Annotated in this window: 22 protein-coding genes; 14 read left to right on the forward strand and 8 right to left on the reverse strand. The window is 33.1% G+C overall.

Annotated elements, in window-relative coordinates; translation table 11 throughout:
* From ACEN2K_RS06260 to ccsA, 3 genes are all read right to left on the reverse strand, one after another.
* The coding region (locus ACEN2K_RS06260; RefSeq protein ID WP_441758472.1) for a hypothetical protein at positions 1-872 on the reverse strand (872 nt) is incomplete at its 3' end.
* 31 nt (positions 873-903) lie between these two features.
* On the reverse strand, positions 904-1377 hold the full coding sequence (locus ACEN2K_RS06265; RefSeq protein WP_441758473.1) for a T9SS type A sorting domain-containing protein: 474 nt from the start codon (positions 1375-1377) through the stop codon (positions 904-906).
* A gap of 286 nt (positions 1378-1663) precedes the next feature.
* Entirely contained in the window at positions 1664-4855 is a 3192-nt protein-coding gene (gene ccsA / locus ACEN2K_RS06270; protein WP_441758474.1) for a cytochrome c biogenesis protein CcsA, read from the reverse strand.
* A gap of 197 nt (positions 4856-5052) precedes the next feature.
* Between ccsA and ACEN2K_RS06275 the strand changes: the two genes are divergently transcribed.
* From ACEN2K_RS06275 to ACEN2K_RS06330, 12 genes are all read left to right on the forward strand, one after another.
* A complete protein-coding gene (locus ACEN2K_RS06275) occupies positions 5053-5817 on the forward strand; it encodes a Rossmann-like and DUF2520 domain-containing protein (RefSeq protein ID WP_441758475.1) in 765 nt (254 codons plus the stop codon).
* Complete coding sequence (locus tag ACEN2K_RS06280) at positions 5810-6337, forward strand: KdsC family phosphatase (protein WP_441758476.1); 528 nt, start codon at positions 5810-5812, stop codon at positions 6335-6337. Before ACEN2K_RS06275 ends, ACEN2K_RS06280 begins: the two co-directional genes overlap by 8 nt.
* Positions 6338-6363: 26 nt before the next feature.
* Complete coding sequence (locus ACEN2K_RS06285; protein ID WP_441758477.1) at positions 6364-7290, forward strand: geranylgeranylglycerol-phosphate geranylgeranyltransferase; 927 nt, start codon at positions 6364-6366, stop codon at positions 7288-7290.
* The gene (locus ACEN2K_RS06290; RefSeq protein WP_441758478.1) at positions 7283-7867 is read left to right on the forward strand and encodes a Maf-like protein; all 585 of its coding nucleotides are present in this window, start codon (positions 7283-7285) and stop codon (positions 7865-7867) included. The genes ACEN2K_RS06285 and ACEN2K_RS06290 overlap by 8 nt, the downstream gene beginning before the upstream one ends.
* A gap of 10 nt (positions 7868-7877) precedes the next feature.
* The gene (locus ACEN2K_RS06295) at positions 7878-8408 is read left to right on the forward strand and encodes a mechanosensitive ion channel domain-containing protein (protein WP_441758479.1); all 531 of its coding nucleotides are present in this window, start codon (positions 7878-7880) and stop codon (positions 8406-8408) included.
* A 178-nt stretch (positions 8409-8586) separates the two neighbouring features.
* Entirely contained in the window at positions 8587-9774 is a 1188-nt protein-coding gene (locus ACEN2K_RS06300) for an AI-2E family transporter (RefSeq protein WP_441758480.1), read from the forward strand.
* 76 nt (positions 9775-9850) lie between these two features.
* Positions 9851-11671 carry a hypothetical protein gene (locus ACEN2K_RS06305; protein WP_441758481.1) on the forward strand — a complete coding sequence of 607 codons (1821 nt, stop codon included), beginning with the start codon at positions 9851-9853 and terminating at the stop codon, positions 11669-11671.
* Positions 11672-11835: 164 nt separating this feature from the next.
* Positions 11836-12147, forward strand: a complete 312-nt coding sequence (locus ACEN2K_RS06310; RefSeq protein ID WP_441758482.1) for a hypothetical protein — start codon at positions 11836-11838, stop codon at positions 12145-12147.
* Positions 12148-12320: 173 nt separating this feature from the next.
* Entirely contained in the window at positions 12321-12770 is a 450-nt protein-coding gene (locus ACEN2K_RS06315; RefSeq protein ID WP_441758483.1) for a hypothetical protein, read from the forward strand.
* 164 nt (positions 12771-12934) lie between these two features.
* Positions 12935-13489, forward strand: a complete 555-nt coding sequence (locus tag ACEN2K_RS06320; protein WP_441758484.1) for a hypothetical protein — start codon at positions 12935-12937, stop codon at positions 13487-13489.
* A gap of 149 nt (positions 13490-13638) precedes the next feature.
* Positions 13639-16170 carry a PIG-L family deacetylase gene (locus ACEN2K_RS06325; RefSeq protein ID WP_441758485.1) on the forward strand — a complete coding sequence of 844 codons (2532 nt, stop codon included), beginning with the start codon at positions 13639-13641 and terminating at the stop codon, positions 16168-16170.
* Between the two features lie 115 nt (positions 16171-16285).
* Complete coding sequence (locus ACEN2K_RS06330; RefSeq protein ID WP_441758486.1) at positions 16286-18001, forward strand: sodium:solute symporter family transporter; 1716 nt, start codon at positions 16286-16288, stop codon at positions 17999-18001.
* A 74-nt stretch (positions 18002-18075) separates the two neighbouring features.
* On the opposite strand, the gene ACEN2K_RS06335 is transcribed toward ACEN2K_RS06330, so the two are convergent.
* From ACEN2K_RS06335 to ACEN2K_RS06355, 5 genes are all read right to left on the reverse strand, one after another.
* Complete coding sequence (locus ACEN2K_RS06335) at positions 18076-18918, reverse strand: DUF2911 domain-containing protein (RefSeq protein ID WP_441758487.1); 843 nt, start codon at positions 18916-18918, stop codon at positions 18076-18078.
* Positions 18919-19009: 91 nt separating this feature from the next.
* Complete coding sequence (locus ACEN2K_RS06340) at positions 19010-19663, reverse strand: HAD family hydrolase (protein ID WP_441758488.1); 654 nt, start codon at positions 19661-19663, stop codon at positions 19010-19012.
* Positions 19664-19742: 79 nt separating this feature from the next.
* The gene (locus ACEN2K_RS06345; RefSeq protein ID WP_441758489.1) at positions 19743-20459 is read right to left on the reverse strand and encodes a tRNA threonylcarbamoyladenosine dehydratase; all 717 of its coding nucleotides are present in this window, start codon (positions 20457-20459) and stop codon (positions 19743-19745) included.
* 59 nt (positions 20460-20518) lie between these two features.
* Positions 20519-21181, reverse strand: coding sequence for a TatD family hydrolase (locus ACEN2K_RS06350; RefSeq protein WP_441758490.1), 663 nt, complete (start codon positions 21179-21181; stop codon positions 20519-20521).
* Entirely contained in the window at positions 21181-21783 is a 603-nt protein-coding gene (locus ACEN2K_RS06355) for a DUF1684 domain-containing protein (protein ID WP_441758491.1), read from the reverse strand. The genes ACEN2K_RS06350 and ACEN2K_RS06355 overlap by 1 nt, the downstream gene beginning before the upstream one ends.
* A 96-nt stretch (positions 21784-21879) precedes the next feature.
* Between ACEN2K_RS06355 and ACEN2K_RS06360 the strand changes: the two genes are divergently transcribed.
* Together ACEN2K_RS06360 and ACEN2K_RS06365 are read left to right on the forward strand one after the other, a co-directional pair.
* Positions 21880-23103 carry an MDR family MFS transporter gene (locus ACEN2K_RS06360; protein WP_441758492.1) on the forward strand — a complete coding sequence of 408 codons (1224 nt, stop codon included), beginning with the start codon at positions 21880-21882 and terminating at the stop codon, positions 23101-23103.
* A 216-nt stretch (positions 23104-23319) separates the two neighbouring features.
* Complete coding sequence (locus ACEN2K_RS06365; protein WP_441758493.1) at positions 23320-23679, forward strand: BlaI/MecI/CopY family transcriptional regulator; 360 nt, start codon at positions 23320-23322, stop codon at positions 23677-23679.
* Positions 23680-23682 lie beyond the last annotated feature (3 nt).

The raw sequence follows: 23682 nt of genomic DNA on the forward strand, positions 1-23682 counted from the left end.
AAATTGGCTTTTGCCTCTAAATTTGCTGTTGTAGCATAGCTGCTCAAATCTTGATCTCCTGTGTTAGTGCCTGAAATAGCAGCTAGCTTTGTTTTCTCGGCCGTAGAATAATCTTCTGTCGAAAGTCCTTTTCCAGCTGCTTTGTCTACTTTTAAATCTAGAGCAGTATTCGTAGCCAAGTTACTCAAATCTTGATCTCCTGTGTTAGTTCCTGAAATGGCTGCTAGCTTTGTTTTCTCGGCAGTTGAATAATCTTCTGTCGAAAGTCCTTTTCCTGCTGCTTTGTCTACTTTCAGATCTAAAGCAGTTTGAGTGGCAGTAGAAATTGGTTTATTTGCATCTGCGGTATTGTCTACATTTTCTAATTGCAAATTCTTTAATGCATCACGAAGGCTGGTAGCATTAGTACCTCCATTTTCTATAGCTACAACCCCCGTTACATTTTCAGCATTAACGGCTGAATAGGCAAAAGGAACATATGCTAAATCGTGGTTACTAATTTCCTCGAATGATAGACACCCTCCTTTAATGGATACACCTACATAAAGCTTTTTACCTAGTGTATTCCATGTGATGTTTGCAAAAGATGCAGCATAGCCTCCTGTCTGTTCTCCTGAACCTATCATTAAATTAACCATTCCATATTTATCTGTTTTGGTTTGAATAATTTCTTGATATTCAATATTAGAAAACTCATCCATAAACTTAAATAGCATACAGATATCCTTTTCTATAAGTGGTACGTTTTGAGTCACAACTTGCGAAGGACTAGTTGACGGATTTAAGAGTACTGCCTGATACGAAATTCCTTTTGATTGTGAATAAATATTTATTGCAAATAATAATATAAAAAGTAAAGTTATTTTCTTCATATTTTAACAGGTTAATTAGTAGTAGTTTTATTTAAAGTTGTTTGACAATTTTAGTGTAATAGGTGAAATTATTTGATCTAAGTCTTACAAAATACTGCTGCCCTGACATCATATTAAGCTTAAAAGTCAAAATTTTAGTTAGCGGTTGTTGAGTCTCATTAAATACGACACGCCCTGATGCGTCAAAAATAAATAGTTCCACCTCTTGATCTATAAATTCTGAAAATTCAAAATTAATGCTGTCAATAAATGGGTTCGGATAAGTTGTTGTCTTAATATTATTCTGGTTATTTGAAGATATTAAGTTATTCCATAAACTTTGTTGAAAACCCTGAATTATAATAAAAGTTTTATTAGAGTTTCCTATAGTACTTTGTTGCCCAATAGTCTGACTAACTACAATACCGTTAGCAAGTATTTTTGTAGTTCCTTGAGACGCTATAACTTGATGGTGTAGATCTTGCCCGTAAAAACTCAAACTAAATAAAAGTAAAATATATTTCATAAATTCATATTCTAATTAACAGATTATAGGGGTTTATTAAAAGGCCTACCACTTCGTGCTTAACTTAATTAAGAAAATCTTAACAAATATAGATGAAATACACATAAATCCGATTAAAAACATATTTTTAAGCATAAAATGACTAAATAACTTTAATAATACATTGAAAAATCCTTAAAATCTTACATTTATTTTTGTTTGCAGTTCCATTATGCAACATAATTTGTACTGCATAAAAAAAGGTCCAACTTCTCAGTTGGACCTTTTTTCAATTATATACGTAAAACTATTTTTTATAGTACTTTCTATATTTCGGATACGTTACAGCACCTATGAAGGTTATTGTACCTAGAGAATACCAGATCCAACTTAATGAATGTGCTTCACCACTAGCGTATGAATGCAATCCTACCAGGTGAAAGTTTACTCCATAATAAGTAAACAAAATTGATACAAAAGCAAACATACTCATTAAATTAAACACCCATTTACCTCTTAACGAAGGAACAAAACGTGCGTGAATAACAAAAGCATAAACCATAATACTGATCAAAGCCCAAGTCTCTTTTGGATCCCATCCCCAATAGCGTCCCCAACTTTCATTGGCCCATTGTCCACCTAAGAAGTTACCTATTGTTAGCATTATTAATCCTATGGTTAAAGCCATTTCATTGATATAAGTAATCTCTTGAATATTCAAATCCATTTTTGCCTTGTTCTTTTCATTGGTGAAAAAGATCAATAACAAAGAAACAAATCCTAATATCATACCTAAGGCAAATGGACCATAACTAGCCACAATTACAGCAACGTGAATCATTAACCAATAGGAATTAAGTACTGGTTGTAAATTAGCAATTTCAGGATCAATCCAATTCATGTATGCTGCCGATAAAATCATAGAAGTCACAAAAGCTGCAGAAGCCACTGTTAGTTTTGATTTTATATCAAAGGCCAAACCAAAGAACATGGTTGCCCATGCCACATAGACAATAGCCTCATAAGCATTACTCCAAGGCGCGTGCCCAGAAATATACCATCGCGCAGCTAAAGTCAATGTATGTAACAAAAATAATGTCGCAATCACGATGTGCATTGTGTTCACTAAAATACGCATGCTCTTAGAATCCTTGAAAATTTGAAGAATAGTAAACAACAACATTAAAATCGATGCAAACACATAAGCGTATGGCAATTTTTGTAGCAAATCATATTTGTTATACAAAATTTCAGCTGTAATTTTATCTTCACTAGGCCTTACTTTAGCTCCAAATTTCTTTTGGAATCCATTAATACTTTCAACCAAATCATCTGCATTTTTATAATCATTTGATTGGGAAGCATTGTTTAGAGAACCAAAGTATAAAGGCAATACACTTTTAGTATAGGTAGAATCCATTCCTTTTAGTCCGGCTTCATTTAACTCCAGAAAAGATACCCATTTATTATTGGCATCATTTGGAATCGGGAAGATTTTTAATATTCTTCCGCTTAAAGCAGATTCCATTAAATTAACTTTCTTATCTGTCTCTATAAAATCTTTTTCAAACTGATTTGGATTAGCGGCCTTGTAAGCAGCATCCAAATAAGGTGATAATTTATAATTCCCTTTGGCATCAAAAAAGGCTATAAAAGGAGCTGTTGTAGCTTTTACATCTACACCTATTAATTTTCGAATGCTATCATTTCCACTTCTTAAATAAATTATCGGAATTTCAATCCAAAACTGGGCGTACTGTGACATCGATAAAAATACCTGATCAGAGTTCATCCCCTTGTAATCATTAGAGTGACTTACTTTTCTCAATAATTCAGAAGAAAAAGTATTAATGGGTTTCATTCTACCACCTGCATCTTGTATTATCAGTCTTCCAAATTTAGCTGCATGTGCTTCACTCACTTTGAATTTGCTCAATAAAGAATCCAACTGTTTCTCTGTTGGTGCCGTACGTACATGAACTCCATTTTCCACATGATCAGCATGATTTCCATTCTCATCGTGTTCATGATTGTGTGTTTGCGCAAAACCACCCATACTAATCATTAACGCTATGATAGTGAAAAGCTTAGATTTTTTATTTTTAACGACTTCTAATTTTCGCTTTAAATCGGCAAAACGCGAGTGCTTAGTAAACATAATAGCCATCATGGCAAAAAATAACATAAAGTATCCTGCATAAGTTATTCCAGTTCCCCAGAAATCATGATTTACTGATAGTACAGTCCCTTTCTCATCTGGATCAAACGACGACTGGAAAAAACGGTACCCTTTATAATCTAATACATTATTCATAAAAATTCGGGCATCAAATGTTTCTGAAGGATCTTGAACAGTTACTTTACTTTCAAATGACGAATAACTTTTTTCTGTTCCAGGATATTTTTGAGCAATAAAGTCATTTAATTTAATCTTGAACGGCAATACATAAGCTTTACTTCCGTAAAAAAAGGAGTAATCGATTTCCCCTATTCTTACTGTCTTGGCCTCTCCTATTTTACCTTTAGATCCAAGAATGGTAACTTCTTTTTCTTTTCCGTTTGCTTTCACTTTTAGAACTAAAGCATCTTCATGATTTTTTGCTTTAAAATCATTGCTAGATTCATATGCTATAACTCCCTTAACTGCTGGATCTGGAAAAACAAAGCGTTTTTCACCAATTGTATATAGTGAACGCATCATCAGCGGTTGTATAATATCTTTGGTAACTTCCCCTTGAAGTTTGTCAGCCATTCGCATAAAGTTACCTTCAAAAGGAGTTTGAATGGTATATTCAGCGCCAGTAGTATTGATATTGATAGCGCCTTCTGTAGGTTTATTTAATGCAAATAATACATTATGTATATTTTGAACTTCTCCCTCTTTTAAGAAATGCTCTTCTCTTCCTCCATCACCTGCTTCTACTAATTTTAAATATTGGACTCCGTTAGCATCTTCTTTTACATATTCCTTAGCTCCCAATATGAAATTTTCATACTCAACTTCAAAATCAGTATCTGCAAATTTATCAGAGATTGAAAAATTATTATTTGTTACGGGAGACAATAGTAAAGATTTCTCAAAAACACGACGCTTCATTTCCCCTTTGTATTCTCCATCTACAAAAACAGTAAGAAAGGTTTTATCTGAATAAAATTGGTTCTCAGCAGCACCTTCACGGATGGGCATCATCCCTTCATAACTAATATAACGAGTTACAAATGCACCTAACAGAATAAATATAAATGCTAAATGTAAAAGCAATGTAGCCCATTTCTCTTTCTTTAGTAATTGATAACGCTTTATGTTCCCAATGAAATTAATCATAAAAAACACCATTATCACCTCAAACCACCATGTATTGTAAATTAAAATTCGAGCTGTATCCGTATTGTATTTGCTTTCGATGAAGGTTCCAGTAGCCATTGCTATTGCAAAAGTTATAAATAGTAGGGCCATTAATCGGGTTGAAAACAGAAAAGAGAATAATTTTTTATTCATTTGTAAGGAATTACGTTTTTATAAAAGTGCGACAAAAGTACTTAAAATTGTTGACTTCTATATTCCTGCATTTGTTAATTTAATCCAAAATTAAGCGTATATAAGCGCTGAAATTACTATTTTTCCCACCTTATAATTTTTTAAAATCAATACTCATAAGGATTCAAACCCTATAATTTTTTTGTTAATTTTGCCATATGATTAAAGTTACCATAATAGGTTCTGGAAATGTTGCACAACATTTAATTACCGCTTTCACAGAATCCCAAAAATCCAGAATGGATATAGAGTTGGTTCAGGTTTATTCTCGAAAAAGAGAAACCTTAGCACATTTACTTCCTTTAGATCGAATCACTAATAATTATAATAGTTTGATCGAATCCGATTTATACATTATCGCGGTCTCTGATGATGCTATTGAAGAAGTTTCATCCAATTTAAATTTTAAAAACCGACTTGTAGTGCATACTTCAGGAAGTTTTCCATTAGAATTATTGGACAATAATAATCGAAAAGGAGTTTTTTATCCATTGCAAACATTCACAAAGAACAAAAAAGTAGATTTCAAGAACATTCCTATTTGTTTAGAAAGTGAAAATGCTTTTGACTACCATATCATAGAAAAAGTTGCCAAAACCATTTCTGACAAAGTATTTGCAATTAATTCTAACCAAAGAAAAGCCTTGCATGTCGCTGCCGTATTTGTAAATAATTTCACCAATCATTTGTATCAAATAGGAAGTGAAATTTGTCAAGAAAACCAAGTACCATTCGCAATTTTAAAGCCCTTAATACAAGAAACGGCCAACAAAATTATGGAGTTAACGCCCGAAGAAGCACAAACTGGTCCTGCCAAGCGCAATGATTTAAAAACCATCCAGGCACAAGAAGAATTCATAACGGATGACAATAATTTAACAATTTACAAAATACTAACACAATCAATCCAGTACAATGGCTAAAAGTTATAAAGAATTAATGAATGACATCACCACTTTTATATTTGATGTTGACGGTGTACTTACTGATAGCTCCGTTTTTGTAACCACAGAAGGAGAAATATTAAGAACAATGAATATTAGAGATGGTTATGCAATGAAAGCAGCTGTGGAGAGTGGTTACCATGTTTGTATTATTTCAGGGGGAAGTAATGAAGGCGTTCGTGTACGATTACGTAATTTAGGAATAACTGATATCCATTTAGGAACACCTGATAAAGTGGAAACTTTTAAAGAATATACAGAGCTATATTCTATCAATCCTGAGCAAGTATTGTATATGGGAGATGATATTCCGGATTTCCATGTCATGAAATTAGTTGGTTTACCTACTTGTCCTCAAGATGCAACTTCAGAAATCAAAGGCATTTGCAATTATATTTCACATAAAAATGGTGGAAAAGGTGCTGCGCGTGACGTGATTGAACAAGTGATGAAAGTGCAAGGTAAATGGATGGCTTATTTTGACGGTCAGCACGATTAAAGATAATTTCAACTTCATTTATTACAATGAATTTTCTAAAACTTATACGATATCAAAACCTTCTACTACTTGCATTCATGCAGATAGTTTTCAGGTATGGTTTTTTGAAATTTCAAAACATTCCACTGGCACTGTCAGATTTTAATTATGCACTATTAGTCCTAAGTACTGTATTAATTGCTGCTGCTGGTTACATTATCAATAATATATTTGATCAAGAAACAGACAGCATTAACAAACCTAATGCAGTCGTAGTTGGTAAAAGCATTACTGAGAATACAGCTTATAATTTGTACATTCTACTGAATGTTTCTGGGGTAGGAATTGGTTTCTATTTATCCAATGTGATTTCAAAACCTGGTTTTGCAGCCATTTTTATAGTCATTGCAGCTACTTTATACATTTATGCCACGAGTTTAAAACAAATGATGTTAGTGGGAAATTTAATTGTTGCCGCTTTACTTTCTATCAGTATTCTAATTATTGGTGTATTTGATTTATTTCCAGTAACCCATGCAAGTAATCAACAACTAATGGGAAGCTTCTTCTCAATCCTTTTAGATTACGCTATCTTTAGTTTTTTGATTAATTTTATTCGTGAAATAATTAAAGATATTGAAGATGTGAACGGCGACTACAATCAAGGTATGACAACTCTACCCATTGTATTAGGTATAACTAGAACGTTAAAAGTAGTTTTTGTATTTAGTTTTGTCCCATTATTACTGTTACTGTTTTACATAAACAATTATTTAGTTGCCAATGATTTATACATAGCTACAGCCTTTGCTCTATTATTTATTGTAGCTCCTATACTTTATTTTATTATCCAATTGCTTACTGCAAAAAATGCTAAGGATTACCATGCAATGAGTACACTTTTAAAATGGCTTTTATTCACAGGAATTCTATCCATCTTCATCATTACCTTAAATATCAATTACAATGCTTAAAAATAAATTAAATAAATACAAGCTTATCCTAGCCTCAGGTTCTCCTAGAAGACAGCAATTTTTCAAGGATATGAATTTAGATTTTGAAATCCGAATCAAGGAAATTGACGAAGTTTACCCAGTTGATTTACAAGGAGCAGAAATAACTAATTATCTGGCAGCTTTAAAAGCTAGTGCCTTTGAGGGAACACTTCAGGAAAATGAAATCCTTATCACCAGTGATACCATCGTATGGCATAATGGTAAAGCGTTGGGTAAACCAAAAGATAAAGAAGATGCCTTCGCTATTTTAAAATCCCTATCGAATACAACCCATGAAGTATTTACTTCTGTTTGTTTTAAGTCAAGTACTGCAATTGAGACACTTAGTGAATCGACCAAAGTCACTTTTAATGAACTCTCAGATGAAAATATTTTATATTATATCGAAAATTACAACCCTTATGACAAGGCGGGAGCTTATGGTATCCAAGAGTGGATCGGAGTTATCGGTGTTAGTAAAATTGAAGGTTCTTATGCAAATGTAATGGGGCTTCCAGTTGATAAAGTCTACCAGTATTTAAGTAACTTAGCTTAAAATATATAAGATGAACTTTTTTAATGATTATATAAAAGAAATAATCAGTACCGGAATATTACTATTTCTTGTCGCCTTTTTACGTCTGATTACTTCCAGCTTAGTTAGGCGTTTTGCACAGTCAACTCATATCATTGAACATCGAACTAATCTTGTAATTAAATACCTCCATTTACTTACGACCATTTTAGCAGCTATAGCTTTAATCATAATTTGGGGAGTGCAACCAAAAGACATCATCATTGCTGTTTCGTCAATTACAACCGTTGTAGGTGTTGCCATGTTTGCCCAATGGTCTATTTTAAGCAACATAACATCTGGAATCATACTGTTCTTTTCATTTCCCTTTAGAATTGGAGATGTAATTCAAATACATGATAAAGATTTCCCTATCATCGGGGAGATTGAAGATATCCGTGCCTTTCATGTTTCACTAAAAACTAAGGAAGGCGAAATGATCATTTATCCTAACAATTTACTATTTCAAAAAGGAATCACTATCATTAAAGAGCATTTTAATGATAAAGAATTCACAGATTAGAAAAAATTAGTTTAAATTTTAGTGTTACAATTCCATAGTAACACCCCTTTATTAAGTGGTAATTCTATAAATAAAAAAATGAAACTTATAACTTGAATTTGTAGTAAATAGTTCATATTTGTTTCTTGTAAAGTACTAGTAATCTACTACTTTTATCAAGAAATGTAATCCCACACATATGAGCAATACTATCAAATATCCTTTTTATATTCGGTTGGCTTTTTCACTAATTAGCTTAATTAGCATAACTTATATTTTATATATTGGAAAAGGTGTTTTGATCCCAGTCTTAATGGCGTTTTTATTTGCTGTATTGTTGTTACCAGTAGTACATTTTTTAAATGATAAAATTCGAATTCCACATGTTCTTGCCGTTTCTCTAACTGTATTATTTTTTGTCCTAATCATAATAGGCATACTGGCCTTTATATCCTATGAAATAACTGATATCGCTAGTGATTTTGCTAGAATAAAAAAGAATATCAACCTATTCATCACTGATATTCAGCGATTTATCCGAACATATTTTCACGTTAGTATTTGGGAACAAAGGAAATATATAGAAGATGTAACTCAAGATTCTGTAAAGAAAGGTACCGAAACGATTGGAACCACCTTAATGTCCATTACAGATACAATTGTAGACATGACCTTAATTCCTATTTACACTTTCTTAATTCTACTGTATAGAACTCACTTTATATTATTTTTTGCAAAACTCATCAAAAAACAACACCATCCTAAATTACAAGAAATTCTTACTCAGATAAAAGTAGCTATTAACAGTTATATTGTGGGTTTAATTATCGAAATGATCGTTGTATCCGTTTTGACTAGTCTAGGCTTATATATGATTGGTGTGGAGTATTTTATCTTATTAGGCATCATTACCGGAATTTTAAACCTTATCCCATACATCGGAATTCTAATTGCCGGAGTGGTAACTATTCTATCCTCACTAACTGCTACACCTGAATTATCAGTAATATTAGGAGTGATTATTGTCAATATAATTGTTCAAATTATTGATAACAACATCCTTGTTCCCATGATTATTAACACAAAGGTGGAAATTAATGCCTTTGTATCTATTGTAGGAATTATTATTGGTGGTGGTATCGCAGGAATTGCTGGGATGTTTTTAGCAATACCCCTTTTGGCTATACTTAAAATTATCTTTGACCGTATTGATTCACTGGAACCTTGGGGCTATCTGATGGGCGATAATCTCCCAAAAACATTTATTTGGCGTAATATAAAAACCCCTAAAAACAATAAACAATCTGTTGTTGAAGTTGTTCACAAGAAAGAAGTAGAAGTAATTGCAATAGATGAAAATCTTAAACCTACTGATGTTGTCGATTAAATCACAATTTTAGTATTATTTAATTCTATTCGAATATTGAGATATCTCTGTACTAAAAATCTCCCAATACCACTAAATGCCACCAAAGAATAAAATACTACTGCTACTTTTCCTTTTTGGTTATCAACTCGCTTTTTCACAGATACAATCGAAAGAAAAAGACAGTATAGATATCTATCAAAGCATTCAGCAGTATTCTAAAAAACACAAATTTGCTTCTTTTATGCACCGCTTAATTTTTAAATCGATCGATTCTAAAAAAAATAAAGAGGCTCAAATAGTAAAAAATAAAAAATTTAAAGCCGAAGGCAAAATAATCAGAAACATAACGATAGTTACCTTAGATCCTTTTGGTTATTCAGATGTTGATACGACAAGAAGACCGCATAATTGGGGAGAAAGAACTGGAAACAGCTGGCATTTAAAGACGAAGCAATTTGCCATATCAAATTTACTTTTGTTTAAAAAAAACACTCCTTACAACGCTCTAAAAATACAGGAATCAGAAAGAATAATTCGTTCTCAAAAATTTGTAAATAGAGTCACCATCTCTGAAGCATTAACCGCTCCTAAATCTGATTCAGTAGATGTTACCATACGCGTTTTAGATTCATGGACTACACAACCGAGATTAGCTATTTCTAACTCAAAAGTAGCTTTAGGACTGAATGAGAGAAACTTTTTTGGAACTGGGCAACAATTTGATTATCGTTTTACCAATAGGTTTTCTGATGGTAAAGATGCACACAATTTGGCCTATACAGTCCCTAATTTTAAGAACACCTTTATTAGTACTATTTTAAAATATCAGGTTGATTTAGATAATTATTATGACAAAAGTATCGCTGTTGAGCGGCCATTTTATTCCCCCCTTACAAAATGGGCTGGAGGAGTTTACTTAGGTCAGCAATTTAGAAAGGATACTTTACAAGGACCCGATTTACAGTATATATCTCAAAATTTCAAGTATAGCTCTCATGATTTCTGGATAGGTAAAGCCTTTACATTATTTAAAGGAAATAGCGTCGATGATAGAACTACTAATTTGATTTTATCTGCAAGATTCTTAAATATAAATTACATCGAAAGTCCATTAGAAGTATATGATCCTATCCATTTTTATTCCTCTGAAAAACTAATCCTTACGGGTATAGGAGTCAATACCCGTAAATTTATAAAAGACAAATATATTTTTAAAAACGGCATTATTGAAGATGTGCCTATTGGAAGAATATATGGTATAACTGGAGGTTATCAATATAAAAATAATAAATGGCGATCGTACTTAGGAGGCCAAATGTCTTTTGGAAACTACCATAAATGGGGGTTTTTGAGTACCAATTTTGAATTAGGGACTTTCTTTAATGAAGGGAAAACGGAGCAAACTGCCTTTTCTTTCATGGCGAGTTATTTCACTAATTTAATGGAAGTAGGAAGCTGGAAAGTGCGCCAATTTATTAAACCCCAAGTAGTAATTGGAGTGAATCGAAAGGCTTCATTGGGTGATCAATTGACTATTAATGAGAATTATGGTATTCAAGGTTTTAATAGTGCTGTATACGGCACGAGTAAAGCTGTAATAACATTACAAACACAAACCTATGCACCAAAGGAAGTTTGGGGTTTTAGAATGAGTCCGTATTTAAACTACTCTATGGCTGTTTTAGGCAATACTGAAAATGGTATTGATCAACGAAAAGCCTATTCTAAAATTGGTCTTGGCGTCGTAATAAGCAACGATTATCTTGTGTTCAGTTCCTTCCAACTTTCACTTTCCTATTATCCAAGAATTCCATACGAAGGTGATAATGTATTTAGAACAAATGCTTTTGAAACTACTGATTATGGTCTACAGAACTTTGAACTGGCCAAACCTAAGACGGTTACTTTTAGATAATACATAAGTAACTAAATGCAAAATATTTTTTTAGTTATCTATTTATTATAATCATGAAAACTAATATTATAATTTTATAAGTATTAAGTTAAATTACACAAATTATAAGTACTATTTATGACTATCTTTAGTAAATATTTAAGTCCAACTAAAACCAAATTAAAATGAAAAAACTTAGCTTTTATGTAATGATGATAGCATTATCATTAACTGCATTCCCAACCTCTACTTTCGCGGCAGAAAAAAACGTTGCAGTATCAGAACCAAAAGAAATTCCTGCTGAAGTACAAGTGAAGTTAGATCGATTAGAAGAAATTAAAGAGATGGATAAATCAACCTTGAACTCTTCGGAGAAAAAAGAACTTCGTAAAGAAGTTCGTGAAATTAAAGCCGATTTAAAATCTACTGGTAATGGTGTTTATTTATCAGTGGGAGCTATAATTATCATTATCCTATTGTTGATTCTATTACTATAATTAATTAAAATCATTATAATTAAAAAGAAACGTATTACACGTTTCTTTTTTTTATGTCTGAAAACGAACAAGCACAAAATAATGTTAAGTAAAATACTACGGCATAGTTGTTGTTTTTCCTTTCACAATGCCAATAAACAGCATTATTATTATAACCTTAAAAATTTTAAAATATGAAAACACTAAAACTTATTGCGATAGCCATTGTTCTATTTGTAGGAACTTCAAGTCAAGCTCAAGTATCTGTAAATGTTAATATAGGATCAGCTCCGTCATGGGGTCCTTCTGGATATTCTGATGTAGAATATTATTATTTACCAGATGTACAAGCCTATTATGATATACGTAATTCTCAGTTCATTTATCTAGGACAAGGGCAATGGGTGCGATCAAGAAGCCTTCCTAATCAATATAGAAATTATGATTTGTACTCAGGCTATAAAGTGGTATTAACTGACTATCATGGTAAAACGCCTTATAATTATTATAAAGAACATAAGGTAAAATATTACAAAGGCTATAAAGGTAAGCCACAAAAAAGTATTGGCCATAAAGACGCACATTACAGTGCAAAAAAAGGCAAAGAATACAATGGTCATGGAAAAGGAAAAGGCAAGCATTAGAGAAATCTATTTAAAAAAGAGAAACGAAAAAACGTTTCTCTTTTTTTTTATTTTAACAATTCAATATTAGGTTAATAATTCATCGTGGCACAGTTGTTGGTTTTAGCATTAAAGTATTGTGCTAGCCAATACAATATTAATTAGAAATACAAAAAAAGGAAAAGATGAAAACATTAAAACTATTAGCCGTTGGAATAATATTACTCGTATCAAATGCTGGACAAGCACAAGTTTCAGTAAATTTAAATATAGGAACCGCACCAGCGTGGGGACCTTCAGGGTATTCTAATGTAGAATATTATTATTTACCAGATGTTCAAGCTTATTATGATATTCGGGCTTCACAATTTATATTTTTTGGACAAGGAAGATGGATAAGATCAAGATATTTACCCGCAAGATATAGAAATTATGATTTATATAGTGGATACAAAGTGGTTCTAAATGATTACCATGGACGAAGACCTTATGCGCATTTTAAAAATCATAGATCAAGATATCAAGTTGGTTATAGAGGTCAACAACAAAGAACAATTGGACATCGTTATAATAACAGAAGATATGCTCAGCAGCCGAGGTATTCTAATAACCATCATTATGCCGATAACCGCAGAAATACAAAAGACAGAAGATACCAGGACAACCGTAAAAGATACGACAAACATAACGACCATGGAAACAAAAAAAACAAAGAACATAATGGTCATAGAAGAAACTAATTTCTTCCAAAACGCATAATTATAAAGAGCACCCATAAGGTGCTCTTTTTTTTTATAGAATAAGTTTTAAGGTAATATATAAAAAGTAGCTTTCCACTTAAAAAAAATAATTACTACATTTGAGCTAATTGCCAAAAAACCAAATAGAAATGCTTAAAAATAAAGTTTCTTTACTCCTACTTACGCTATTAATCGCTCCACTATTATATGCACAAAAACCCTTAAAACCCAACTCAGCAGAAATTTTCAATCAGATTCAAAAATTAAATTTCTTAGGTTCAGTACTATATATCGCAGCACATCCAGACGATGAAAACACAAGATTAATCTCTTATTTATCGAATAATACAAAAGCTAGAACAGGGTACTTATCTTTAACCCGGGGTGATGGAGGTCAAAATTTAATTGGACCCCAGCTACGAGAGTTATTGGGAGTAATAAGAACCCAAGAATTAATTGAAGCCAGAAAAATAGATGGAGGCGAACAGTTTTTTTCACGAGCTAATGATTTTGGATATTCTAAAAATCCAGAAGAGACCTTAACTATCTGGGATAAACAGAAAGTGCTTTCCGATGTAGTTTGGGCGATTCGAAAATTTCAACCAGATATTATTATCAACCGTTTTGATCATCGAACTGCTGGTACCACTCACGGTCACCACACCTCATCAGCATTATTAAGTACCGAAAGCTTTGATTTAACAAATGATCCAACAATTTTTCCTGAACAATTAAATTTAGTTTCCCCTTGGCAAGCCAAAAGGCAATTTTTTAATACTTCATGGTGGTTTTATGGTAGTAAAGAAAAATTTGATGCAGCAAATAAATCTAATTTAACAACACTTGAAACAGGAGTATATTACACAAATTTAGGAAAGTCAAATCAAGAAATTGCAGCTCTAAGTAGAAGCAGTCATCAGTCACAAGGCTTTGGAAGTACAGGAAGTCGAGGTCAGGACTCAGAATACCTGGAATTTATAAATGGCGAACCATTAAAAAATAAAAACAATATTTTTGAAGGAATAGATACGAGTTGGAATCGCGTCAAAGGCGGAAAACCGATAGGTGAATTAGTTTCTAAAATAATCAGTTCTTACAATTATACGGAACCGTCTGCTAGTATCTCAGATTTGCTTAAAGTCTATCAGCAGATACAATCGCTGGAAGACAATCATTGGAAAAAAATTAAAACAGAGGAAATAAAGAATATAATTGCGGCATGCGCTGGTTTATACCTAGAAGCAGTAGCCGACAATCAGGAAGCAAATCCTGGTAGTACAATAAATTTAAAGCTAGAAGCGATCAATAGAAGTTCCGTATCAATAGAACTGGTTAGTGTTACAAATCCGTTTGACGCTAAAAACAGTTCTTTTAATTCCGCTTTAACTCATAATAGTGATGAGAATATAACAATGAGCCTGCAGCTACCACTAAATATAGCATACACCAGTCCCTACTGGTTAAAAGAGAAAGGAACTGTAGGAATGTATACTGTAGCTGATCAAATAAATATTGGAAAACCAGATATCATTAGAGATGTAAACGTAGTTTTTAATATTAAAATAGAAGGTGTACTGATTCCATTTGAACGCACAGTAGTTTATAAATATAATGATAAAGTGAAGGGTGAGATGTACAATTATCTCGACATTGTCCCAGCAGTAACATCTACCATTTTAAACAAAGTAACCCTCTTTAACACTGCTAAAAATAAAGCGATTGCAGTGAAAATAAAAGCGGGAAAAGATAATGTCAGTGGTAATTTACAGTTAGAGCTGCCTAAGGATTGGACTGTTTCTCCAAAAGTTATTCCGTTTCAGTTAGCCAATAAAGGTATGGAGCAAATTGTTTATTTTAATGTCACTCCACCGCTACAACCAGCAGAGGCTTACGCAAAGAGTGTAGCGACAATTGGGAATACGGTATTTGACAAAGAACAAATTATAATTGACTATAATCATATTACAAAGCAACAGGTTTTATTGCCATCAGAAGCAAAATTTATTAGATTGGATCTTAAAACAAACAATCAAAAAATTGGTTATATCATGGGCGCTGGAGATGAAGTTCCAGAAAGTTTGACACAAATGGGGTATTCAGTTACACTATTAGACCCAAACGAAATAACTACAGAAAGTATTGAAAATCTCGATGTAATTATGACTGGGATTAGAGCCTATAACACAAATCCTGCATTGGCCAACAAGCAACAAATTCTTTTTGATTTTGTAAAGAGTGGTAAAACAATGCTTGTACAGTACAATACACCTGATGAAAATATCCCAACTAACATCGCACCTTATCCTTTAAAAATTTCTAGAGACCGTGTAACCGAGGAAAATGCTGAAGTCCGCTTCTTAGCTCCTAATCACGCAATATTGAATTATCCAAATGCAATCACGCCACAAGATTTTAAAGGATGGACCCAAGAGCAAGGTTTGTATTATCCTGATGAATATGATCCCGCTTTTACTGCTATATTATCATCTAATGATAAAGGGGAAGGTCCTAAAAATGGTGCTTTACTTGTAGCTCCGTACGGCAAGGGATACTACATTTATACTGGATTGAGCTTATTTAGAGAATTACCTGAAGGCGTTTCAGGAGCTTATCGCCTGTTATCCAATATCATTTCTTTAAAAAATACAACTACAATTCCTGCCCAAAAACTAAAACCCTAAATTATGGAGCAAAAAAAAACAAAGAATTGGAAAAAGAACTACACTTGGGTTCTAGTGGCTAATGCCATTTATATTATGATCTTTTATCTAATAATGAAATTATATTCTTAAAACTATGCAACTATTCGATTGGATTGTACTAATTGTAACCCTGTTATTTATTGTAATATATGGTGCATGGAAAACTAAAGGCAGTAAAAATGTAGAAGACTTTATTTTGGGTAGTAATGAAACGCCTTGGTACACGGTAGGGCTTTCTGTTATGGCAACTCAGGCAAGTGCGATTACCTTTTTGTCAACACCCGGGCAAGCTTATCATGATGGTATGGGGTTCATTCAGTTTTACTTTGGTCTGCCTATAGCTATGGTGGTTATTTGTCTTACCTTCATTCCTATTTATCATAAATACAAGGTCTATACTGCTTATGAATATCTAGAAAAAAGATTTGATTTAAAAACGCGCTCATTAGCTGCTTTTCTCTTCTTATTTCAAAGAGGATTAGGGACAGGACTAACCATTTATGCTCCAGCCATAATACTGTCGGCCATATTGGGTTGGAATCTTACCTATATGAATATTGTCATTGGGGTTTTGGTGATTATTTATACCTTTTCAGGAGGTACTAAGGCGGTAAATGTGACTCAAAAACAGCAAATGTTTGTGATCATGTCGGGTATGTTTATTACCTTTTTTCTCATTTTACATTTCCTACCTAATGATATGACTTTTAGTAATGCGTTGCATATCGCGGGAGCAAATGACAAAATGAATATTGTAAGCTTCTCCACAGACCCAGAGGACAAGTATACTTTTTGGAGCGGAATAACTGGAGGATTTTTCTTAGCGCTTGCTTACTTTGGAACTGATCAATCACAGGTAGGGCGTTATTTGTCCGGGAAATCGGTACGAGAAAGTCAGATGGGATTGATTATGAACGGACTTTTAAAAGTACCTATGCAGTTCTTTATATTGCTGACTGGTGTAATGGTTTTTGTTTTTTTCCAATTCAATCCTGTTCCTTTAAATTTCAATCCAAACAATAAAGTAACAATAGAAAAATCACAGTATAAAGAAGAATATCACGATTTAGAGAAACAATTAGATGTGTTATCTGAAGATAAAAAGGTGATAAATCTCTTGTATATAGATCAGCTGAATCAAGATTACGACAATCCTATTTTAAGGAAAGAGTTAATTGCATTATCCTCTAAAGAAAAAGATCTAAGAGATCGCGCGAAAGAAATAATTTTGAAAGCCGATAGTAATAGTGAGACAAATGATAAAGACTATGTATTCTTTCACTTTATTCTTAACTATCTCCCAAAAGGTTTAATAGGACTGTTACTAGCGGTTATCATTTCTGCAGCCATGTCATCAACGGCTTCAGGATTAAATGCTTTAGCATCCACGACAGCTATTGATATTTATAAACGTAATTTGAAAAGTGAAAAATCTGAAAAACATTACTTAAATGCGACTAAGTTTTTCACTTTGTTTTGGGGTATAATAGCGATTCTTTTTGCTTGTATTGGAACATTATTCGAAAATTTAATTCAGTTAGTAAACATCATTGGTTCCATATTTTATGGTACCGTTTTGGGTATTTTCTTGGTTGGCTTCTATATCAAATATGTGAAAGCTAAAGCTATATTTTATAGCGCTCTGATCAGCCAAATCACCATATTTATCATTTACTACTATGCCATTGCGATTTATCCAAGTGGTGAAGAAAAGTTAGGATATCTTTGGTTGAATTTTATTGGTGCCATGCTAACAATTGTCTTATCCACATTGATGCAAAGTACCCTTTTTAGAAAAGAGAAAGCTTAATAAATAATTGCTTCCATAAAAAAACCCGTTTTACATTATTTGTAAAACGGGTTTTCTATTTATATAGTGACATCTTATTTACTCCATTCAGAAATACTGTCTTTATTCATTTTAACATAATCCTGATTTCCTGCAGCCTCGGAGGCAATTAAAGATAGTTTAGCTGTTTCTACAGCCGCTTTTTTATCTCCTTGCTTTGCCTGTATTAAAGATTTTAAACGCAAATAATAAAAAGGTTTTTCTTTACTGCTTTCTAATGCTTTGTCAATATACGTTCGTGCTTTGTTTATATCTCCATTAGACTGAAAATAAAACTGAGCTGAAGCAAAATAATCCGCTGCAGATGGACCTGCTAAGGTCTTCTCTATACTTTCTATAGCCACTTTTTGTGTAGGTACTTCAAACTTTACTCTAGCATATGAGTTTTCCCAATACATTTCTAAATAAGCGAAGTTAGAATCGAGATTGCTTATCCCTAATGTAAACGTTTCTGTAGTAGTAGGGAAAGTCATTTCTTTCACCGTTGTTTTTAAAGCTACATTGGCTTCATTATAATCTTGAGGTGTTCCCCAGTTATCTGTAGTAGTATAAAAAATTATATCCCAGTTCTGTGCGTTTGGAATAGTATACAAAGCATACTTCCCTTTTTTTAATGTTTTACCGTCGATAATTACATCATCGCTAAAAGATACTGTGGTATTTTCATTAGCACCCGTTCTCCACAGTTTTCCAAATGGAACTAAATTTCCAAAAACGGCTCTACCTCTTGCAGATGGCCTAGAATAAACAATTTCTACGTCAGTCAATCCTACCGACTGCTTAATTTCGGCTTTTGGACTAGCCTGAGGTGTTTTTACCTGTGCTTCAATAGTAAACTGAGTAATGATTATAGCCAGCGCAATTAATATTTTTTTCATCTTTTAAAGGGTATAAGTTCTAATATTTAATAGTTTTTCAAATTTACAAATTCATCTATGTATAAATGTTAATTTTTACTTAAACTCATTTTTACAATTCGCTTACGGTCTGGTAATTCAGTTCGCTGAAATGATTGATTATTTTATCAGCACGAGATAAGTCTTGGTCTTTAGAATGAACACTGTTATAACCCACACAGTAAATACCAGCTGATTTCGCAGCAATTATTCCATTAGTGCTGTCTTCGATAACAATACAGTTTTCTTTTGGAGCAATAGACAGTGAAGCCGCATATTCAAAAATAGCAGGATGAGGTTTAGATTTAGGAAAATCCTCACCACTTACTTTGTGTGTAAAATACTGGTGCAAGTCAAAACGAGAAAAAACCCTCTCAATGGTCACTTTTGAGGCTGATGATGCGAGAATTAATTGGATGCCGTTGTCGTGTAAATCCACGATAAGCTCACGTACGCCCACTAACAATTCTAAATCTTTCTTGGTATCAAAAGCATCATTAAAAATACTTCTTTTCCTCTGAATCAAATCTTCTACATCGTGCTGAAGCTGAAAAATATCTTTTACTTTTTGAAATGTATTTCGAGTAGAATTCCCTGTGAATGAAGTATACATTTCTTCGGTTACTGCTATATCTAATTCGGCAAACTGCTTGAAATAGGCATAACGGTGTACAGGTTCTGTGTCGACTATGACACCATCCATGTCAAAAATTACTGTTTTTCTCATCCTTGAATTCGGTTTTAAATTTTGGTGAATTATAGTTGATGAATTGCGTAGAAGTCAAAAACTTTTTAGAATTATAGCTTTAGCTTTTTTTTAGTAAATAACGAATAACGGTTTCGGCAGCATACAGACCAAATAAACCAGGCATATAACTATTAGTACCGTAAAACGATTTTTTAAAATTAGATCCGTCGGTCATCTTCAAACTAGCATCATCTTGAATTTCAGAAGAGAAAACGACTTTTAACTTATCGATTTTATGTTCTTTCAAGCGCCTGCGAATAGTTTTAGCCAGAAAACAATTCTCTGTATTATTAATATCAGCAACTTTCACTTTGGCTGCTTCCATCTTCCCTCCTGCTCCCATACTTGAAATAATTTTGACACGCTTGCGCTTTGCTGCTATAATCAAATTTAATTTTGGGGTAACACTATCAATACAATCTAAGACATAATCAAATTCTTCACTAACGATCTCAAAAGCACGTTCTGGCGAAAGAAATTCTTGAACACGTGTTAACTGTAATTCTGGGTTAATATCCATTAAACGATCTCCTACGATGGTAATCTTAGGTTGACCTACTGTTGAATGCAGTGCGGGTAACTGACGGTTTATATTAGTTATATCAACCACATCCCCGTCAACAATGGTCATTTTTCCTACTGCTGCTCTAGCCAAAAATTCAGCTGCAAAAGATCCTACGCCACCTAATCCTACAACTAAAACATTTGCGTTTTTCAATTTGGTTAAACCTTCATTTGTAAATAAAAGTTCTGCTCTCTCTGTCCACTCTGCCATTGTTATGTTTGTTTAAAGTTTGAGGTGTATAGTATAAAAACTACACCTTTATATATTTGTTATTTTGACTCCAAGCTAATTTTAAAAACCGCCTGAAAATTAGTTTTAATTTTTTCTTGAATGTTGCCTAAAGAGCAATTGCTATACTTCGCAGCGAGTTCATATACTTGCTCGATACTCTCGTCTATGGTATCTGTTTCTAAAAAGAAACGATCCTCAGGAACAGCCGTAAAAACAGATTCTAATTCTGGATTGCGTAATAGATATTTCCCAAATGAAAGGTAAAATCCATTGTCTACTAATTGTTTCGCTAGCTGCTCGCTCTTAGAAAACCCATGAATGATCAACGGAACGGTAATATTTAATCTTTTCTTAATGGCTATTACTTCTTCAAAAGCGGCAACACAGTGAATTACTACCGGCTTACTGTATTTTTGTGCTAGTAATAACTGTTTCTCAAAAACTAGTTGTTGTAGATCAAATGGCATTTCAATTCGTTTGTCTAATCCACATTCACCTATAGCCAGACAATTATTTTCTTTTAATTTACTTTCGATTATCGCTAAATCATTATCAAGACCTTGTTCATCGATATACCAAGGATGAATCCCAATAGAATAATAGGGAATCGATTCATCAAAGTCTTTAGGATATTGATTTACCAGTTCAAGCACATTATCTTGCTGTGTGTATTTATGTGTATGTAAATTAAAAAATTCCATTAATCATGAAATTTTTTGACTCCTGCTTTAATAGCGATATCCAAATCATTCTCTAGAGGCACTTTCGGACAAGAGTATTTGTAATTGTAAGCGCAGTACGGATTGTAAGCGGTATTAAAATCGATAACTATATTTTTGCCTTTCGGGATTCTTAAATCGATGTACTTACCGCCAATATAGCTTTCGTTACCCGAAGTTTGGTCTGAATAAGGCAAGAATAGGTAATCTTTGTATTTCTTCTTTTTTGATAGTTCAATATTTCTGTACACATTCAATTTTAAAGGCTTGCCATCAATTTCAAATGAGACTTCACCATACTTGACATACATCGGTTTCCTATCAGTTGATGTTTTCATCTCAAAAGGTTTTTCTTTTGCAGTTCTTGTAAACTTCGCATTGACAAAAAACTTTTCGGTCGCTGGAAAAAAATCTAGCGAACTAAAATGAGCTAAATCCTCTTGCATTAACGGGCTCGTCTTTGCATCAGCATATTCTGCATTTAATTCTTCCTGAAACTTTTTAACTTTTGAAATATCAAATTTTTCTTGGCTGTAGCCAAAAACAAAAAGGGAAAGTAGGAGAAAAGAGAAAAGGTTTTTCATTTTTAAAATTTTAGCAAAAATAGTTTAAAAGTTACAAAGGCACAAAGTCGCTAAGTTACAAAGTTTTCTACCTTTGTAAGATATAACTCAACCAGAATGTTCCTAACCGCTTTTCAACGCTATATCAACAACTTTAGAGGTTTCTCTAGAGAAATTTGGATTCTTACTCTTATCACCTTTATTAATCGTGCAGGAACTATGGTACTGCCGTTTTTATCAAAATATTTAAAAGAAGATTTACAGTTTAGCTATGGAGAAGTGGGCTGGATTATGGTAGCCTTTGGATTTGGCTCTATGCTGGGTTCCTGGCTAGGTGGCAAACTGTCAGATAAAATAGGTTTTTATAAAGTCATGGTTTTTAGTCTGTTCAGCAGCGGAATATTCTTCTTTGTACTGCAGTACATTACTAGTTTCTGGGGATTATGTCTTGGAATGTTCAGTATCATGACACTGGCCGATATGTTTAGACCAGCCATGTTTGTATCGCTAGGTGCTTATGCTAAACCAGAAAACAGAACCCGTTCTTTGACCTTGGTTCGATTAGCAGTCAACCTAGGATTTGCTGCTGGTCCAGCTTTAGGTGGTTTGATTATTATGGGAGTAGGTTATCAGGGTCTTTTTTGGGTAGATGGCTCCTCATGCGTAGTCGCTATTTTAATTTTTGCCTTACTGGTAAAAGAAAAAAAGAAAACCTCAAAGCAAGATGCACACCACTCCATATTAGAAGTAGCCTCGGTTTTTAAAGATAAAATATTTTGGATTTTTCTATTTGTTAGTTTTGTTACAGCAATGATATTTTTCCAACTTTTTACTGCTTTACCTTTATATCATAGTGAAAAATTTGGTCTATCAGAATTTCAAACTGGTCTGCTAATGACATTGAACGGATTATTAATTTTTGCTCTCGAAATGCCAATTGTAAGTTATTTTGAGCGAAAGAAAACCCCAAAGCTTAAGATTATTTTTGGTGGAGCATTGATGATGGGAATCAGCTTTTATGCATTGTTAATCAATTTTTGGGCAGGAATGTTAGTCCTAAGTATGGTGTTAATTTCTGTGGGTGAGATCTTTGCCTTCCCTTTCTCTAATACTTTTGCGATGAGCAGAGCTCCAAGAGGTCACGAAGGAAGATACATGGCTTTGTATACGATGAGTTTTAGTTTAGCACATATCGTGAGTTCTAAAGCAGGTCTTGAAATCATTGCGCGATTAGGTTACCAAAGCAATTGGTTTGTGATGGGAACACTTGGTATCGCCGCAGCTCTTTGCTGTATCTGGATACAGAAACTACTAAAATTAGAAACTACCACAGCAACTTAACTGCTTAATTTCCAATATAAAACCGCTTACTAAGTACCTATTCCCCGTATCACAACTTAAAAATTAGTTAAATAACTATATTTATAGTTGCGTAACTATAAATATAGTTGTATGTTTGATTTGCGTTAAGGATAGAAGGCGATATCCTCGTAGTGAAACGAAGAGATAAAGCCGATAGCCTGACCCGTAGGGAAACGCCCAAATAATTTACATACTATGCAAAAATTAACGAATAAAGAAGAGGAAATCATGCACATCTTATGGAAGCTAAAAAAAGCTTTTGTAAAAGAAGTCATGGCTGAAATTACCGAAGATCAGCCACATTACAATACCTTATCCACCATAGTTAGAAATCTTGAAGAGAAGGGATATGTATCGCACAATGCCTACGGAAATACCCACCAATATTATCCCATCATAGCGATTGAAGATTATAGAAAAGGGTTTATGAACACCGCAATTGACAACTATTTTAATAGTTCTTACAAAAATATGGTTTCGTTTTTTGCGAAAGAGGAAAAAATATCGGCCAAAGAACTACGGGAAATTCTGGAGATGATAGAAAACAAAAAATAATAC

It is taken from the genome of Flavobacterium sp. W21_SRS_FM3, from assembly GCF_052113625.1.
GTDB lineage: Bacteria > Bacteroidota > Bacteroidia > Flavobacteriales > Flavobacteriaceae > Flavobacterium.

What these genes read in the sequence shown, in the direction of transcription:
- ACEN2K_RS06265 (WP_441758473.1), bottom strand. Translation starts at nt 1,377, where the DNA reads ATGAAATATATTTTACTTTTATTTAGTTTGAGTTTTTACGGGCAAGAT.
- ccsA (WP_441758474.1), bottom strand. Translation starts at nt 4,855, where the DNA reads ATGAATAAAAAATTATTCTCTTTTCTGTTTTCAACCCGATTAATGGCC.
- ACEN2K_RS06275 (WP_441758475.1), top strand. Translation starts at nt 5,053, where the DNA reads ATGATTAAAGTTACCATAATAGGTTCTGGAAATGTTGCACAACATTTA.
- ACEN2K_RS06280 (WP_441758476.1), top strand. Translation starts at nt 5,810, where the DNA reads ATGGCTAAAAGTTATAAAGAATTAATGAATGACATCACCACTTTTATA.
- ACEN2K_RS06285 (WP_441758477.1), top strand. Translation starts at nt 6,364, where the DNA reads ATGAATTTTCTAAAACTTATACGATATCAAAACCTTCTACTACTTGCA.
- ACEN2K_RS06290 (WP_441758478.1), top strand. Translation starts at nt 7,283, where the DNA reads ATGCTTAAAAATAAATTAAATAAATACAAGCTTATCCTAGCCTCAGGT.
- ACEN2K_RS06295 (WP_441758479.1), top strand. Translation starts at nt 7,878, where the DNA reads ATGAACTTTTTTAATGATTATATAAAAGAAATAATCAGTACCGGAATA.
- ACEN2K_RS06300 (WP_441758480.1), top strand. Translation starts at nt 8,587, where the DNA reads ATGAGCAATACTATCAAATATCCTTTTTATATTCGGTTGGCTTTTTCA.
- ACEN2K_RS06305 (WP_441758481.1), top strand. Translation starts at nt 9,851, where the DNA reads ATGCCACCAAAGAATAAAATACTACTGCTACTTTTCCTTTTTGGTTAT.
- ACEN2K_RS06310 (WP_441758482.1), top strand. Translation starts at nt 11,836, where the DNA reads ATGAAAAAACTTAGCTTTTATGTAATGATGATAGCATTATCATTAACT.
- ACEN2K_RS06315 (WP_441758483.1), top strand. Translation starts at nt 12,321, where the DNA reads ATGAAAACACTAAAACTTATTGCGATAGCCATTGTTCTATTTGTAGGA.
- ACEN2K_RS06320 (WP_441758484.1), top strand. Translation starts at nt 12,935, where the DNA reads ATGAAAACATTAAAACTATTAGCCGTTGGAATAATATTACTCGTATCA.
- ACEN2K_RS06325 (WP_441758485.1), top strand. Translation starts at nt 13,639, where the DNA reads ATGCTTAAAAATAAAGTTTCTTTACTCCTACTTACGCTATTAATCGCT.
- ACEN2K_RS06330 (WP_441758486.1), top strand. Translation starts at nt 16,286, where the DNA reads ATGCAACTATTCGATTGGATTGTACTAATTGTAACCCTGTTATTTATT.
- ACEN2K_RS06335 (WP_441758487.1), bottom strand. Translation starts at nt 18,918, where the DNA reads ATGAAAAAAATATTAATTGCGCTGGCTATAATCATTACTCAGTTTACT.
- ACEN2K_RS06340 (WP_441758488.1), bottom strand. Translation starts at nt 19,663, where the DNA reads ATGAGAAAAACAGTAATTTTTGACATGGATGGTGTCATAGTCGACACA.
- ACEN2K_RS06345 (WP_441758489.1), bottom strand. Translation starts at nt 20,459, where the DNA reads ATGGCAGAGTGGACAGAGAGAGCAGAACTTTTATTTACAAATGAAGGT.
- ACEN2K_RS06350 (WP_441758490.1), bottom strand. Translation starts at nt 21,181, where the DNA reads ATGGAATTTTTTAATTTACATACACATAAATACACACAGCAAGATAAT.
- ACEN2K_RS06355 (WP_441758491.1), bottom strand. Translation starts at nt 21,783, where the DNA reads ATGAAAAACCTTTTCTCTTTTCTCCTACTTTCCCTTTTTGTTTTTGGC.
- ACEN2K_RS06360 (WP_441758492.1), top strand. Translation starts at nt 21,880, where the DNA reads ATGTTCCTAACCGCTTTTCAACGCTATATCAACAACTTTAGAGGTTTC.
- ACEN2K_RS06365 (WP_441758493.1), top strand. Translation starts at nt 23,320, where the DNA reads ATGCAAAAATTAACGAATAAAGAAGAGGAAATCATGCACATCTTATGG.